The following is a 14343-nucleotide window of genomic DNA, read 5'->3' on the forward strand; positions in this document are numbered from 1 at the left end:
TGGATGAAGAAGACAACATCGACCCGATTGAAGACAATCAGGGAGATGAAAGTCAGGAAAATTCAGAAAGAAACCCAAGACGATGAAACAAGCCAATCAGATGATGAGACGTCGGATGATGAAGAGTTTGTCATTACGGTAGGTGATGAAGAACCGGAACCATCCGATGAGGATGATTTTAGCGGCAAGCCAGCACCAACATGGGTAAAAGAACTTCGCAAAAAAGAGCGGGAAGCACGAAAACGCATCAAAGAGCTAGAGGCTCAGGTGCAACAGGCTAAACCAACTGAAAAACCAATTGAAGTTGGGGCCAAACCAAAACTTTCCGACTTTGATTATGACGAAGATCAATTTGAAAGCGCAGTTGAACAATGGCATGAGCGCAAACGCCAAGTTGAACAGCAGCAGGCAGTAAAGCGTGCTGAAGAAGAGAAGGCACAACAAACTTGGCAAAGCAAAATGCAAAGCTATGAGGAGCGTCGTCAAACTGTGGCAGCCAAAGTCCGTGACTTTGAGGAAGTAGAAGAGGCCGCAAAAGACAAGCTCACCCCGACACAGCAGGGCATTTTAATTCATGCAGCGGAAAACCCCGAGTTGATCATGTATCACCTGGGCAAACATCCAAATAAAGCAAAAGAACTGGCTGAGATTACAGATCCAATTCAATTTGCTTTTGCTGCTGCCAAACTGGATTCTCAAATGAAAATTCAAACACGTAAGCCATCAACTCAGCCGGAGCGCAAACCTAGTGGCTCGGCTGGATTGGCTGGTGCAGTAGACCAGAAGTTAGCGCAACTCGAAGCGAAAGCAGCGAAAACCGGCGATCGCACTGAACTAATTAAGTACAAAAAATCTCTACAGAAATAAGGTGAATACTTATGGCTACAAGCTTTACTAAACAAGAACAGGTCATGTTTGATGATGTGATCGAAGGTTTTGAAGACCTACTTGTTATTGCAAAAGGGGCTGAACTTTACGACCCAATGACTGCTCAAGAAGCGGTGAATGCGCGTGATAAGTTCTGGATCCCTGCACCAATGATCGGTGCGTCTTACGATGGTTTCGACCAGACTGCCAATTTTGACGGACTGACTCAGTTAAACGTTCCGGCATCAATTGGTTATCACAAATCAGTACCTAAAACCCTTTCCTCTAAAAACCTGCGTAATGCTTATGCGATGGATCAATTTGGTAAAGCAGCAAAACAAAAGCTTGCCTCTGATGTGAATACCGCATTGTTCCGTACTGCAGCGCTGTTTGGCTCTATCGTGTCAAAGCGTACCGGTGCAGCAACCGGTTATGATGATGTTGCTGACATTGATACTCGCATGACGCGTATTGGCGTTCCTGCTGATGGTCGTATGGCGTTCTATTCACCTTCAGCTATGAATGCAATGGCGGGTAATTTAGCGAGCCGCTCTGAAGATACTGCGCGCTCTAAAAATGCTTATGAAAAAGCCATGATTCGTCATGATGTGGCTGGTTTTGAAGTGTTTAAAAACGATCAGGAAGTTCGTTTAACTGCGGCAGCTGGTGGTGCTACAACTGTGAATGGTGCAAACCAGCGCACCATTCCGGCCGCAACCACAACTTCAGCAGGTCTCGAAGAAAACAAAGACAATCGTTATACAGATCTGGTTGTAACTGCAGTTGGCTATGCCGACATTCAAGTTGGCGATGCTTTCACTATTGCGGGCGTGAATGAGGTTCACTTGATCACCAAGCAAGACACCGGATCGCTTAAAACCTTCCGTGTGGTGGACAAGCCGGCAGCAAACACACTTCGTATTTATCCTGCGATTATCGACCCAACTGAGGGCTCTATCGCTTCAAAAGAATATGCGAACGTGACCAATGCCCCGGCGACTGGCGCAGCATTGACTTGGTTGAATACTGTTGCTGCACCACTTAACCCATTCTTCCGCAAAGAAAGCCTGATCTTGATTCCGGGTACTTTTGCTGTTGAAGCGGACGACGGCTGGCAGGTAATGCGTGCGACTACTGATCTTGGTATCGGTATCACATACACCCGCCAAGGCAACATCAACGACCTTTCATGTAAAGCGCGTTGGGATATTGACTTCGGTACTGCACTGCTCAACCCAGAAATGGCTGGCGTTCAGTTGTTCAATCAAACCTAATAAAAAACATGACGACAAATGCCCGCTATATGCGGGCGTCGTCATTTTTGGAGTAGTGAAAATGTCCGATTATCCAAAAATGCTCTACAAGGGCGACCAGAAAAACTTTGAAAACTCTACCGCTCACGACGATATCGAAGAGCAGGTATTGCGTGATAGCGGATGGGTTGATTACATCGACTTGCCTGAACGTGAACCAGTTACTGGTGGTTCAGTTTCTGGAATTGATTCATCTGCATTCGTATCGGTAGAGCAGTTTGATGCGCTAACTGAAGAAAACACCAAGCTCAAAGAAGAACTGGTTGAAGCCTTAAAAGAAAACCAAAAGCTACGCAAGCAGATCCGATTTAAGGAATTGGAAGACAAGCCAGCGGATGAGCTTAAAGCCATTCTTGATGGTGCTGAAATCAAATACAAAGCCAATGCCGGAAAGCCTGAATTAGCGCAGTTGGTGCTGGATCATGAGTCTCAAGCTCCCAAAAAATAACATTTGATGAGGGTAGGTATGGCTAAAAATAAAGATGTAGCGAAATGGTATGAAACCCCATTTCAGCATATGCGCTATACGCTTGTTAAAAATCAAAAGCAAATGAATATTGCCTTAAAATGCATTGATAAAAAAAAGAAAATTGTTTTTCTAGATGGCGGTGCATCAGCAAGGGTGAATTTCTTTGACGATGATTCAGCCATTGTCCAAATTGGCAATCAAGAACACTGGTCTCTTAATGCGGTTCATGGTCTTTTGTTGCACGAAGCGCAGCATATTTGGCAAGAGTTGCGCAAAAAGATGGGGGAGGAAAACCCTGGCTCCGAGTTTGAGGCGTATTCGGTTCAACGTATTGCTCAAGATCTTTTTGATATGTATGACGAAAGTAAGGAGTAGCTATGTCCTGGACTAAAAGACAAATTGTTGAGCAGGCACTTGAGGAACTAGGACTTGCATCTTATGTGTTTGATATGCAGCCAGAGCAGGTTGAAAGCGCTAAACGCAAGCTCGATTCAATGATGGCGCTATGGGATAGCAAAGACATTCGTTTTGGCTACCCATTGTCAGGTGATGCCAATAGTGGTGACTTGGATCAGGAAACCTTTATCCCGGATTATGCGGTTGAGGCGATTGTTCTGAATTTAGCAATCCGATTGGCTGGCGCATTCGGAAAGGTGGTTCCAGTCGAAACCAAGGCTATGGCTAAAGACGCTTTTGAAACCATTCAATTGGCAATGCTGAGCAATCCACCGCGTGTGCAGCTTGATCCATCGTTACCGCGTGGCGCTGGACACAAATCAACATGTCACCCATTTATCGAAAAGACATGCACCAAAACCGTTTTTGCACCAGATACATCAGTGAGTTTTTCCAATGAATAAACGATTAAATATTACGGATCGCATTGGTCCAAATGATTCAGTTGTGCTCTGGAGTGCAAACAATCAAGATTTTCGTGGTGTACCGGTTGATTTGCTGGTTGAAAAAATTCAGGAAGGCATTAAGAAAGTTGATTACCCGCCAATCAATATTCAGCACTTCAACCCAAATGCAGATTTTACGCTGGATATAGAAAATCATGAAGTTGGCACGTACTTGATCCTCAATCCATCTGTAAGCATTACGACCGGATCAATCAAGATGCCTGAGCGTTACGATGTTGCAGATGGGCAGGTCTTACTGGTTGCTTGTGCTCAGCAAGTGGATAACTTCTCTGTCGATGGAAACAATGCACTTGTCATTGGTGCGCCTAATGCCTTGGCAGCAAATGGTTTCTTTAAACTGAAGTACGACAAGCTTTCAAATACTTGGTATCGAGTGGGGTAAATATGCAAATCCCTATTTTGGATGGAATCTACACTGACAATAACTCTGATTTTCGCACAGCCTATCCGGTGAATCTGATTCCAGTTCCAAAAGGACAGGGGATTTCAGCAGGATATTTAAGACCAGCCGAGGGTATTAATCATGTTGCTGATCTGCCTGGTGTAGATCGTGGTGGCATTGTTTGGCGTGGCGAGCACTATCGAGTTTGCGGCACTAAGTTTGTAAAAATCTCAGCATCTGGTCAGGTTATAGAAATTGGTAGCGTGCAATCAGGTGGACTGTGCTCATTTGACTACTCATTTGATTATTTAGCTATTAATGCAGGAGATGCCTTGTACTTATACAACGGCACACTCAAGCAAGTCACTGATTCCAATCTGGGCGCTGTGCATGATGTGATCTGGGTAGATGGTTATTTCATGACAAGCGATAGCGACAATATTGTGATCACTGAGCTCAATAACCCATTTGAAGTGAATCCGCTTAAATATGGTTCCTCAGAAGTCGATCCCGATCCAATTGTTGGTCTAATTAAACTTCGTAATGAAGTCTATGTACTGAACCGTCACACGATTGAGGTGTTTGATAACGTCGGTGGTGAGTTTTTTCCATTCCAGCGCATTGATGGTGCTCAAACCACTAAAGGCGCGCTGAGCAAAAATACTGCATGTGTTTACATGGATGCAATCGCTATGCTTGGTGGTGGGCGAAATGAAGCTATCACGGTTTATATTTCATCTGCTGGTTCTGCGCAAAAGATTGCAACACGTGAAGTTGAGCAGATTCTTTCAAACTACACAGAAAGCCAATTAACTAAATGTCTGGTGGAATCGCGTCAGATTGATGGGCATTCGTGGTTATACATCCATCTACCAGATCAAACTTTGGTTTATGATTCAGTTGCATCGCAAACAACTGGCCAGCCAACTTGGTTTATTTTAAATAGTGGTGGCGGCTATAAAGCTCGAAACATGACGCATGCCCATAACAGATGGTTTGTTGGTCACACAGCAGAAGCAAAGCTTGGTGTGCTCACGGATCAGTCTGGTGAGCATTGGGGTGAGGTTGTCGAGTGGCAGTTTGGCACGGCGATTGTTTATAACGAGTCCAGCGGTGCAATCTTTCATCAACTTGAATTGGTGGCTCTAACTGGTCGTAATGCCTTCAATAAAGAAACCCGTATTTACACGCAGTATTCAGTTGATGGTATTGAATGGTCTATGCCGAAGTTTATCAGCGCTGGCAAGCGTGGAGAGCGCACAAAGCGTCTTGTATGGTTCCAACAAGGCTATATGCAAAACTGGCGCATACAGCGATTTACAGGCACATCAGCAGCGCGACTATCCATTGCACGCCTAGAAGCAAAAGTGGAGCCACTGGGGGTTTAAATGCTAGTTAGACCTAAAAAACCAAGTCGGGAAGAGCTTGCCAAGATTTTTAAAGACCCAAGGACCCTAAAAGCTTTTGAGCAAGTTTTTGAAATTCTACCTGGTGAATTTAATAATCAGCAACAAAACCTTGATGATGTTCAATCATTAGCTGAAAGTGCAACCGCTCAAGCAGCCTTGGCAATGGCATTACTTTATGCAGTTGAAGCTTTAGCAGAAGTTAAGGCAATGGAGCCAGTGCATCAGTGCAACTGCCAACATGACGATCTAACGCCACGTTATGAGCATGTCACACCAGACCACATCGAACCTACTCAAATTCAATATCAAGAAACTAACTCATTGGAGCTGATCTAATGGCTGTCAAAGTAAAAAATATTATTCCATCAAAGCGACTGGAAGATGTTCAAACCAATCAACATATTGCATCAGTTAAAACCATGATTGATAAGGTGACTGTAACAAATACCACAGGGGCAGCAGTGACGTTTAGTTGTAATCTGGTGCCATCAGGTGGTGCTGTAGATGACGCCAATGCAATCATTAAAGGCAAGGCTGTTGCGGCTGATGAAACTTATGTTTGTCCTGAATTGGTCGGGCATGTGTTGGAGGCAGGCGATGCGATTAGCATGATTGCCAGTGCGGCTGCTTCACTCACTATTCGAGCATCAGGGCGAGAGGTCACATGATTACATTACGGCCTCTAAGTGATATTGATGTGATTAATCGCGTGATTTTGGATGCTGCAGTCAATGATGATATTTCGGACGATGCATCCAAGAATCACGAATTACAGAAATTACCACACGCCTTTGAATGTCTTGGGATCTACCAAGATGAAGAAATCAAAGGTCTATTCATGCTTGTTCCTCAAAATGCAGTGACAGCAGAAATTCATACATGCTTGTTGCTGCGCGGCAAAGAAGCATTTCAAGCAGGGCAATTACTGCTTAATTACCTATTTAGTAATTATCAAAAAGCAATTTCTTATACACCTTCGACCAATAAAAAAGCCTTGTTTTATGCACTTCGACTTGGATTCAAAAAAGAAGGTGTTTTGACTCAATCATTCTTGAAAAACGGTGAATTGCTTGACCAAACATTGGTAGGCCTAACCAAAGGAGAATACTTATGCCAGTTGCAGCAGCGGTAGTTGGTAGTGCAGTTGTAGGCGGCGTAATGTCCAGCCGAGCACAGAAAAAAGCAGCGAACTCAGCAGCCAATGCTCAGATCGAATCATCTGAAATGGGAGTGGAGGAGCAGCGTCGACAGTTTGATGCGGTTCAAAAACTTTTAAAACCTTATGCGGATGCTGGTCTCAGCGGCTTATCTGGTCAGCAGGATCTAATGGGTATCAATGGTGTAGCCAAACAGCAAGCAGCTATCGGAAATATAAACAATAGTGCAGAGATGCAAACTTACCTGCAACAAGGTGAAAATGCCATTCTGCAAAACGCATCTGCTACCGGCGGCTTGCGTGGCGGCAATACCCAAGCAGCATTGGCGCAATTCAGACCGCAACTGCTTAATCAGTTAATTAATCAGCGTTATCAAAACTTGGCAGGTATGACATCGCTTGGTCAGAACGCGGCAGCCGGAACCGGTAACGCAGGCATGCAGGCTGCAAGCAATATTTCAAACCTTTATCAGCAGTCTGGCGCTGCACAGGCGGGTGCGGCTTTAGCAAGCGGCCAAGCTAGCGCAAACATGTGGAATGGTCTGACAGGTGCAATTGGTCAGGTTGGCGGCATGAAAATGATGGGGATGTTTTAATTATGGTACAGCCAATTAATTATATGCTTGATGTGCAAAACCCTGTCCAGACTGCTATGACTGGTCTCACTCAAGGCATGCAAATCGGGCAATTTGTGCAGGCGAAAGAGCTCGCACAAAAAGAAGCATTGCAAAAAGAGCAGATGCAGCAGGAGCTATCCACTTTTGCATCCAAGCCAAACAAAACCCATGAAGACTATGCAACCATCATGGCGCGGTTTCCATCTTTAGCTGAAGACTTTAAGCGTGGCTACGATGTTTTGGATTCTGGTAAACAACAAGCTACATTTAAGACTACATCGCGCATCTATGCAGCTTTATCTGGTGGGCAACCAAGCGTTGCAAAATCCATTCTTGAAACTGAAGCTTTGGGTTATGAGAATGCAGGAGATAAAACCACTGCCGATCAAATGCGAACACTAGCAGCAATGGCAGAAACAGATCCTGATGGGCTTTTAACAATATCAGGCCTAACGCTGGCATCAACCACACCATCGCAGTTCAAGGATGTGTTGGGCGCATTAGGTGAAAACCAGATGCTGCCAGAGGAAATCAACCTTAAGAAAGCGCAGACCGGGAAGACCAAGGCTGAAACCGAGAAAACTGAAACTGAAAATCTTTGGTATGGGGACAAGACACAGGCTGAGATTGACAACCTTGAATCGCAAGTTGAGGATCGCCAAACAGGTCGTGTTCTTGAGCAGCAAAAGATGCAGCTCGGTAATGATCAATTCTATGCGAAGCTTGATCAAGATCAGCAGCAGTTCTATGAAAACTTAAATCAGGAAGAGCGAAAGATTGCCCAGACTGTATTTAATGTCAAAGAAAAACCTGAGCAGCGCATGGAACGACTGGAAAAGGTTAATAAGTTCGCAAGTGCATCAACAAATGCAGCAGAAACCGCAAAACTAGCAGCAGAGCTTGCCAATGACCCCAATTTAAGTAAATACATTGGTGGTTATTGGAATCGTGCCATGAGGAACACACCTGGCACAGATGAATATAATTTTGCTCAAAAGGTTGAGACTTTAAAATCCCGTGCATTCTTAATTGGGGCTGAAAGCTTGAAAGGCTTGGGTGCTATGACGGAAATGGAAGGATCCAAAGTAACCGTTGCACTTGGTAACCTAAACCCAAATCAGGATGTTGGAGAGTTTCAGCGTCAGTTGTCTGCACTTGGTAGAGCGGCGTCAGGCGTGGCAAAAGTATCGAATAAAAATGCCCAGATTTATGCCACCAAGGGCAAGGGTTATTCTGCTGAAGTAGTCGCTGCTGCAAAAGCTCGCGGTGTATCGCCTGCAGAGATGCAGCAAGTAGCGAATCAACTAGGGATTGAGTGATTATTCTGTGATAACCTTTCTTTAACAATAAAGAGGGTTATCACATGAAAAATATTATTCTATCTGGGTTTGTTTTATCTCTTGTCGGCTGCATGAATATGCCAACTCAACCATCACAAATTACTGGGTCATATACATCTGGCTTGCGCTATGAGGGTTTTTCTTGTGACCAGTTAGCAACTGAAATTAACTCCTTAGCAAGAAGAGAAAATCAACTTGTAATAGCTCAAGAGCAGAGGATTAAAACCAGCAAAGTGCAAGCCGCATGGTGGGGTTATGGTCAGGGTGATGGGGTTGAGGCATCCGAGCTTGCTAATGTTAAGGGTGAAAAAGAAGCTGTTAGGCATGCTATTGAAAGCAAGGGCTGTCGGATCTAGAGGGCTATGTGATGTGGTTGGTTATTTTTGCATTTGCTGTTCTCGCATACTTAATAATAAAGCAAGAAAAGACCTTTAATAAATCTATTCTGATTTTAGAGGAGAGGATTAATGCGCAACAACACCAAATCAATAAGCTTAATGAAAGAGTGAGTGACCTTGAGAGGGATAAGATATCAGGATGAAATATTTAATTTTAGCTATTGTTTTAGGTCTAAGTGCTTGCGCAAAGGATCCAAATAGCAAGCCAATTTATGGCGATGAATTAGGGCTGCCAGTTAATTGCAGAGCGTACATTCAGGTTGCTGTGAATGAATGGCGAAAAGGTGCTTATAGCACAGAAACCACAATGAACGCCATTGAAAGAAATTGCGGTGAGCATGGCACACTCTGGGATTATAAGCCCTAAAAGAATCAACCAAGTTAAACACATACCACCTTCGGGTGGTTTTTTATTTGCCTAAGGAAAAGTTATGTCTTTACAACAAAGTGTGATGAAGGCTTTTGAAAAGGCTGGACTAAGCAAAAATCAGGCCCGCATCATCACTGCGGAAGTGGGGCGTGAAAACTCATTTGATCCAAGTGTTGTGTTTGGCGCTCACACCGACGACAGTAATAAAAAAACAAATGTTGGCTTGCTGTCTTGGCAGAATGGTCGTGAAGCACCATTGCTTGCAAGGCTTAAATCAAAGGGCTTGTATGCGGATGGCAAGATTAAGCAAAGTCAGGCTGCACTTGATGAAATGGCAAAATACGCTGTTCATGAGATCAACACAAAGCCTAAATACGCAGCAACAAAGAAAACCTTCTTGTCTAATCCAGATGTTGATTACGATACTGCAACAAAGGTTCTAGGCACAAACTTTATCCGCTGGCGCTACAACGATCCAGAGTACAAATCTGGACACAAGAATCGGGATGATTTTTACAGACAATTAGGCGGCAACCCTAAAACGTGGAATGAAACTAAAGCCATGGTTGGGGAAATCAAGCCACCAAACCGCAAGCCAGCACAAAACCGAATCAACCAACTTGTGACTGCTTATGACAAGCAAGCCAAGGCCAGCACAACCAAAAATCAAATTAATCCACAGCAAAAGCAAAATCGTGTGAATAGCCTATTGGCTGCCTTTGATCAACAGAATCCAGAACGCCAGGCAGCACCAGCCGGATTGCCTGATTTTGATGAAAATGGTGTGATTCGAGAGGATCAGCCACAGCAACCAAAACCACAACAAGCACCATTGAGCACAATGGATAAAATCATCGGTGGCCTTGAGGCTGGTGCAACTCTGGCAACTGGTGCGGTTGGTGGCGCTATTGGTCAGGCTGCAGGCGGTTTGCACGGTATTGCTGAATCTGTCGTTGATGGCACATTTGGTACACAACAAGGCGCTCAAAATGCTGTAAATCGTGCAGGTCAGTTTGCTAATGCTTTGACTTATGAGCCAAACACAGCAGCCGGACAACGTGTTGTAGGTGCAGTGGGTGAGTTTATTGAAGATACTGGTCTTGATACCTTGCCGCCTGTCTTGGGTGGTGGTGTTGGTACTGCTACTGCAACGTTAGGGCGTGCATCTGTGCCAGTGGCAACCACAGCAGCAAGAGATGTTGTTCAGGCAGCCAAACCGGTTGTCGCTCAAGTGGTGGAGCAAGCAAAACGGCCAGTCGCAACGGTGACGGAGGCGGCTAAAAATGCTTTTAATCGCGATACCACAAATACTGGTCCAGCGCCTGCAAGCATAGGTGCCGCCCAAGTGGATCAAGCAACTGTTCGCCAAGCACTGGCTCAAGATTTACCGGTAACACCTGAACTCACCAGAGGGCAGATTAGCCGAGACCCTGCACAGTTAAAATTTGAAGTTGAAACTGCAAAAGACCCGGATGCTGGTGCACCACTTCGCCAGCGTTATGAGCAACAACATCAAGCGGTTCAGCAGAACTTTGATGCTTTCATTGATCAGACAGGCAGTCAGACAGGCGGTAATGCGCGTGATGTTGGTTTAATGGTTGATGGTGCTCTACAGAAGCAAATGCAGGCTGATAAAAATCGGGTGCGTGTTGCTTATAAAAAAGCGGATGATTCGGATGAAGCTGCTACGCCAGTTGATGTGACGCAGCCAGTCAGCGTGCTTGAGGATGGTGAGATATCTATCATTGATTACCTGAATTCACAGCCTGAATTACCAACCACACCAATCATTACAGCAGCCAAGCGTACTGCAGTATCACTTGGGATTGCTCAAAAGGCGGACGATGGCAGCTTAATACCCGGAAACCCCACAATCAAACAGCTTGAAAAATGGCGCTCTGAGATTAACGGAAACGTGAATCAGGAGGCGCCAAACATTCGTCAGGCGACCATCTTAAAAGGTTTCATTGATGCTCACGTAGAACCGTATGCGGGGACACTATACAAGGCTGCCCGGGCAGAACGTAAACGCTTTGGTGATAAGTGGGAAAATCACACCATCATCAAAGATTTAACCGGAAATAAAAAAGGCACCGATGACCGCAAAGTTGCTTATGAAAAAGTTGTAGATCGAGTCATTTACAGCGGCTCTTTAGATGACCTTCGACAAGCCAAGCGAACCATCATGACATCCGGGCCAGAAGGAAAACAATCTTGGAGTGAAATCCAAGCCGCTGTGCTTCAAAACATTAAAGATGAAGCCACCAAAGGTGTTGCACCAGACGGTCAAGGCAACCAGATGATTAGTCCAGCTGCACTTAATGCTCAAATTCGCAAACTTGATGACAAGCTTGATTTCATTTTTGGCAAACAAGGCGCTGATAAGTTACGGGCCTTGAATGAAGTATCCAAAACAATCTTTACTGTTCCAGCTTCAGCAGCGATCAATCACAGCAATACGGCTGCAACACTATCAGCAGCAATGGATTTGGTTTTGTCGGGCATGTCTGGATTCCCAGCACCAGTCGCAAGTGCATTACGCCTCTCAACCAAACACATTAAAGATCGGAAAATTCGCAAGCGTGTAGAAGACGCATTAAACCCACGGAGTTAAGTTATGACCATGTTTTTAGCACCCTACACAGCCATTGCTGATATTGATGGAAGCCCGCTCGATGCGGGTTTCTTGTTTTTTGGGGAATACGGAAAAGACCCTGAGTTGTTTCCAGTGGAGGTGTTTTGGGATGCGGATTTTACAGTTCCCGCAGCACAACCAATTCGCACGCGCAATGGTTATCCAGTACGCAACGGCAGCCCGACCAAGGTTTATTTAAAAACAGCACAACATTCTGTTGTGATTAAAAATAGAAATGGCGCCTTTATTCTTGTGGATTTTAAAAACAAGGGTTGGTCTGCGAACTTTGTTGTTGACGCAAGCGGAAAAAATCAGCAGCAAGTCAATGATGAGTTAAATCAGGCTACACTTAAATTAGCAGAACATGTGGCTGTATATCCAAAAGACTTCGGCGCATCGGGTGATGGTGTAACTGACGACAAGCAAGCTCTAATTGATGCTGATGTTTTTGCGACTGAAAACGGACTTGTTTTGGATGGTCAAGGTCTGACTTATGCAGTGTCAAGTAAAGTTACACTGGAATGTGCTAATTTTAAAAACATTAAAATCGTACCAACATCTGGAAATACAGGCGACGGTGTAGATTTTGTGATTAATCAATCTAGCAATTCAATATATTTGGATAAAGTTCTTGCGAATGGTTTTAAAGGTTACGGAGCAATGATCCTAAAAGGGTCTATCTCATCAAGTTCTAAATCATTGCTTATAGCTCAAGATTGTGACTTCTCAGCCAACGGAAATCTGGTAAGAAGTGTTTTAACTGTTGCTGCTGACGGGAACTCAAAAACACAAACTGTTGCGGACGCAAGTATCTTTTCTGTGGGTCAGTATATCTGGATATCTGACTGCCGAGTTAAGATTGCTTCTGTATCGGGGAATGTGTTGACTATGGTTAGTTCTGATGGGGTGTATGCTGATATTCTTGAGGGTTCAAGTACAGCAAATCCTGTGGGTCAGTACGTTACTGTAAACAACGCAGGACGAAACGGATTACAGATTGGGGGGCATCGCGAGGATGAGTTTGATATTTACTTAAATCGAGTAGCCGCAAATGATTGTGGTTGGTTTGGTATTTACAACAGAATTGCGGTAGACCCAACAACAAATACAATATTCCACGCACGTAGTTGTGAAACACACCGATGTGGGTACTTAGGCATGGGTGCTGGCCGCACATATATTGCAGATATAGAAGGGTGCTTTGCTGATGAAAACAGCAACAACGGCATTGATTCCAACGCGACATTAGCACCATCATTCTTTAGAAAAAATACTTGCTTGCGGAATGGTGCAGATGGCTTATTTATATCCCCGCTCGCTGGGTATAACAACCCCGTTACTATTGATGATAATAACCTTTGCTACAACTTGAGAATCGGGTGCTTGTTCAGTGGTGGTAATGATAACAACATTATAACTAACAACACGATGATCGGAAATTTAAGACGAAATCTTGGGTCTAGGGGTGTTCATTCAGGGGAGGTCACTGGAAACACATTCGATGGTGCATCTGATTATCATGTCTATATCGAAGGACGCGATGGTTACGCAAATCCGTCTGGATGGAATATACATCACAATACTTTCAAATCAGAAGCTAACATTCAGGATATTTTTGCCAACATTGGTGGCTACTCTGGAGGTGGAGCAAATGGTAAAATTGAAATTAAGTATAACAATTACGCAGTGAGCCTGCCAAAAATTGAGGTTATAAGGTATGACACATCACTAAGTAAATCATACCCTGAAACTTATTTCACAATGATTGGAAACAAGACTTCTGATGTTGTAAAAAGTGTATTGAAGATTAACTTTCAAGCTAAAAACCCATTCCGAACATCCCAGAACTTAAATATTAGTAAGAAGGTTGAATTCTCAGCTTATTCATCATACCCAGCAACACCGACTAGAGCTATAGCTTGTACATGGTCAAACAGAACAGCAGGGATGTTATTAAACGACAATCTCAACACTTACGGTTATGCTGAGATCGTGTTTGGAACTTCGGGCGCTGCGGGAATAGATATAGATTACAACACAACCGCGAAAAGGGTTTATGTAGCTAAAGTGGACGAAGTTGAGCAATATATAGAGATGGAATGGATATAGTATAAATCACAACCATCACACCTTCTTAATAAAAGCCCTTCGGGGCTTTTATTATTTTCATTCAAAAGTGCTATTATAAGGAAAACTTATATCGGGTTCGGTGCGCATTACAAGACATATGTTTGTTAATGAAGCGAACCATCATAAGACAATAAAGGGAGTTCTAAAAAAGAAAGGAGCAGGCGAAATCTATATGCTACGCATGGAAGAATGCTTGGCTGTAGAAATGACTTATCAGCGTAGACGTATTGATAAAATTGAACAAATATTGAATAACTCAAGTAATTAACCAGCAAACCCACATCAAACCTGATCTTTAATTAGATCAGGTTTTTTATTGCCAAAATTTAGGGGA

General features: G+C 43.9%; 16 protein-coding genes. All 16 read left to right on the top strand.

The window, feature by feature from the left end; translation table 11 throughout:
* Positions 1 to 3 precede the first annotated feature (3 nt).
* Entirely contained in the window at positions 4 to 867 is an 864-nt protein-coding gene (locus tag GFH30_RS06410; protein ID WP_227551597.1) for a hypothetical protein, read from the top strand.
* Between the two features lie 11 nt (positions 868 to 878).
* The gene (locus GFH30_RS06415) at positions 879 to 2141 is read left to right on the top strand and encodes a P22 phage major capsid protein family protein (protein WP_153371437.1); all 1263 of its coding nucleotides are present in this window, start codon (positions 879 to 881) and stop codon (positions 2139 to 2141) included.
* A 61-nt stretch (positions 2142 to 2202) separates the two neighbouring features.
* Positions 2203 to 2628 carry a hypothetical protein gene (locus tag GFH30_RS06420; RefSeq protein ID WP_153371438.1) on the top strand — a complete coding sequence of 142 codons (426 nt, stop codon included), beginning with the start codon at positions 2203 to 2205 and terminating at the stop codon, positions 2626 to 2628.
* Positions 2629 to 2646: 18 nt separating this feature from the next.
* Complete coding sequence (locus GFH30_RS06425; RefSeq protein WP_153371439.1) at positions 2647 to 3024, top strand: hypothetical protein; 378 nt, start codon at positions 2647 to 2649, stop codon at positions 3022 to 3024.
* A 2-nt stretch (positions 3025 to 3026) separates the two neighbouring features.
* A complete protein-coding gene (locus tag GFH30_RS06430) occupies positions 3027 to 3509 on the top strand; it encodes a packaged DNA stabilization gp4 family protein (RefSeq protein ID WP_153371440.1) in 483 nt (160 codons plus the stop codon).
* Positions 3502 to 3954: a hypothetical protein gene (locus GFH30_RS06435; protein ID WP_153371441.1), complete on the top strand. Its 453-nt coding sequence runs from the start codon at positions 3502 to 3504 to the stop codon at positions 3952 to 3954. Before GFH30_RS06430 ends, GFH30_RS06435 begins: the two co-directional genes overlap by 8 nt.
* A 2-nt stretch (positions 3955 to 3956) precedes the next feature.
* Positions 3957 to 5342 (top strand): packaged DNA stabilization protein, encoded by a 1386-nt coding sequence (locus GFH30_RS06440; protein WP_153371442.1) that lies wholly within the window; start codon positions 3957 to 3959, stop codon positions 5340 to 5342.
* The gene (locus GFH30_RS06445; protein WP_153371443.1) at positions 5343 to 5699 is read left to right on the top strand and encodes a hypothetical protein; all 357 of its coding nucleotides are present in this window, start codon (positions 5343 to 5345) and stop codon (positions 5697 to 5699) included. It abuts the gene before it with no gap.
* Positions 5699 to 6031 carry a hypothetical protein gene (locus GFH30_RS06450; RefSeq protein WP_153371444.1) on the top strand — a complete coding sequence of 111 codons (333 nt, stop codon included), beginning with the start codon at positions 5699 to 5701 and terminating at the stop codon, positions 6029 to 6031. The genes GFH30_RS06445 and GFH30_RS06450 overlap by 1 nt, the downstream gene beginning before the upstream one ends.
* The gene (locus GFH30_RS06455; protein ID WP_153371445.1) at positions 6028 to 6495 is read left to right on the top strand and encodes a GNAT family N-acetyltransferase; all 468 of its coding nucleotides are present in this window, start codon (positions 6028 to 6030) and stop codon (positions 6493 to 6495) included. The genes GFH30_RS06450 and GFH30_RS06455 overlap by 4 nt, the downstream gene beginning before the upstream one ends.
* Before the next feature lie 26 nt (positions 6496 to 6521).
* On the top strand, positions 6522 to 7115 hold the full coding sequence (locus GFH30_RS06460; RefSeq protein ID WP_227551600.1) for a hypothetical protein: 594 nt from the start codon (positions 6522 to 6524) through the stop codon (positions 7113 to 7115).
* A gap of 2 nt (positions 7116 to 7117) precedes the next feature.
* Complete coding sequence (locus GFH30_RS06465) at positions 7118 to 8455, top strand: hypothetical protein (protein ID WP_153371447.1); 1338 nt, start codon at positions 7118 to 7120, stop codon at positions 8453 to 8455.
* 44 nt (positions 8456 to 8499) lie between these two features.
* Positions 8500 to 8832, top strand: a complete 333-nt coding sequence (locus GFH30_RS06470; protein ID WP_153371448.1) for a hypothetical protein — start codon at positions 8500 to 8502, stop codon at positions 8830 to 8832.
* A 181-nt stretch (positions 8833 to 9013) separates the two neighbouring features.
* Entirely contained in the window at positions 9014 to 9241 is a 228-nt protein-coding gene (locus GFH30_RS06480; RefSeq protein ID WP_153371450.1) for a kynureninase, read from the top strand.
* Positions 9242 to 9305: 64 nt separating this feature from the next.
* Positions 9306 to 11858 (top strand): phage tail tip lysozyme, encoded by a 2553-nt coding sequence (locus GFH30_RS06485; protein ID WP_153371451.1) that lies wholly within the window; start codon positions 9306 to 9308, stop codon positions 11856 to 11858.
* Positions 11859 to 11861: 3 nt separating this feature from the next.
* A complete protein-coding gene (locus GFH30_RS13305) occupies positions 11862 to 13988 on the top strand; it encodes a hypothetical protein (RefSeq protein ID WP_171501464.1) in 2127 nt (708 codons plus the stop codon).
* Positions 13989 to 14343 lie beyond the last annotated feature (355 nt).

The sequence above is a fragment of the Acinetobacter wanghuae genome (assembly GCF_009557235.1).
Classification (GTDB): domain Bacteria; phylum Pseudomonadota; class Gammaproteobacteria; order Pseudomonadales; family Moraxellaceae; genus Acinetobacter; species Acinetobacter wanghuae.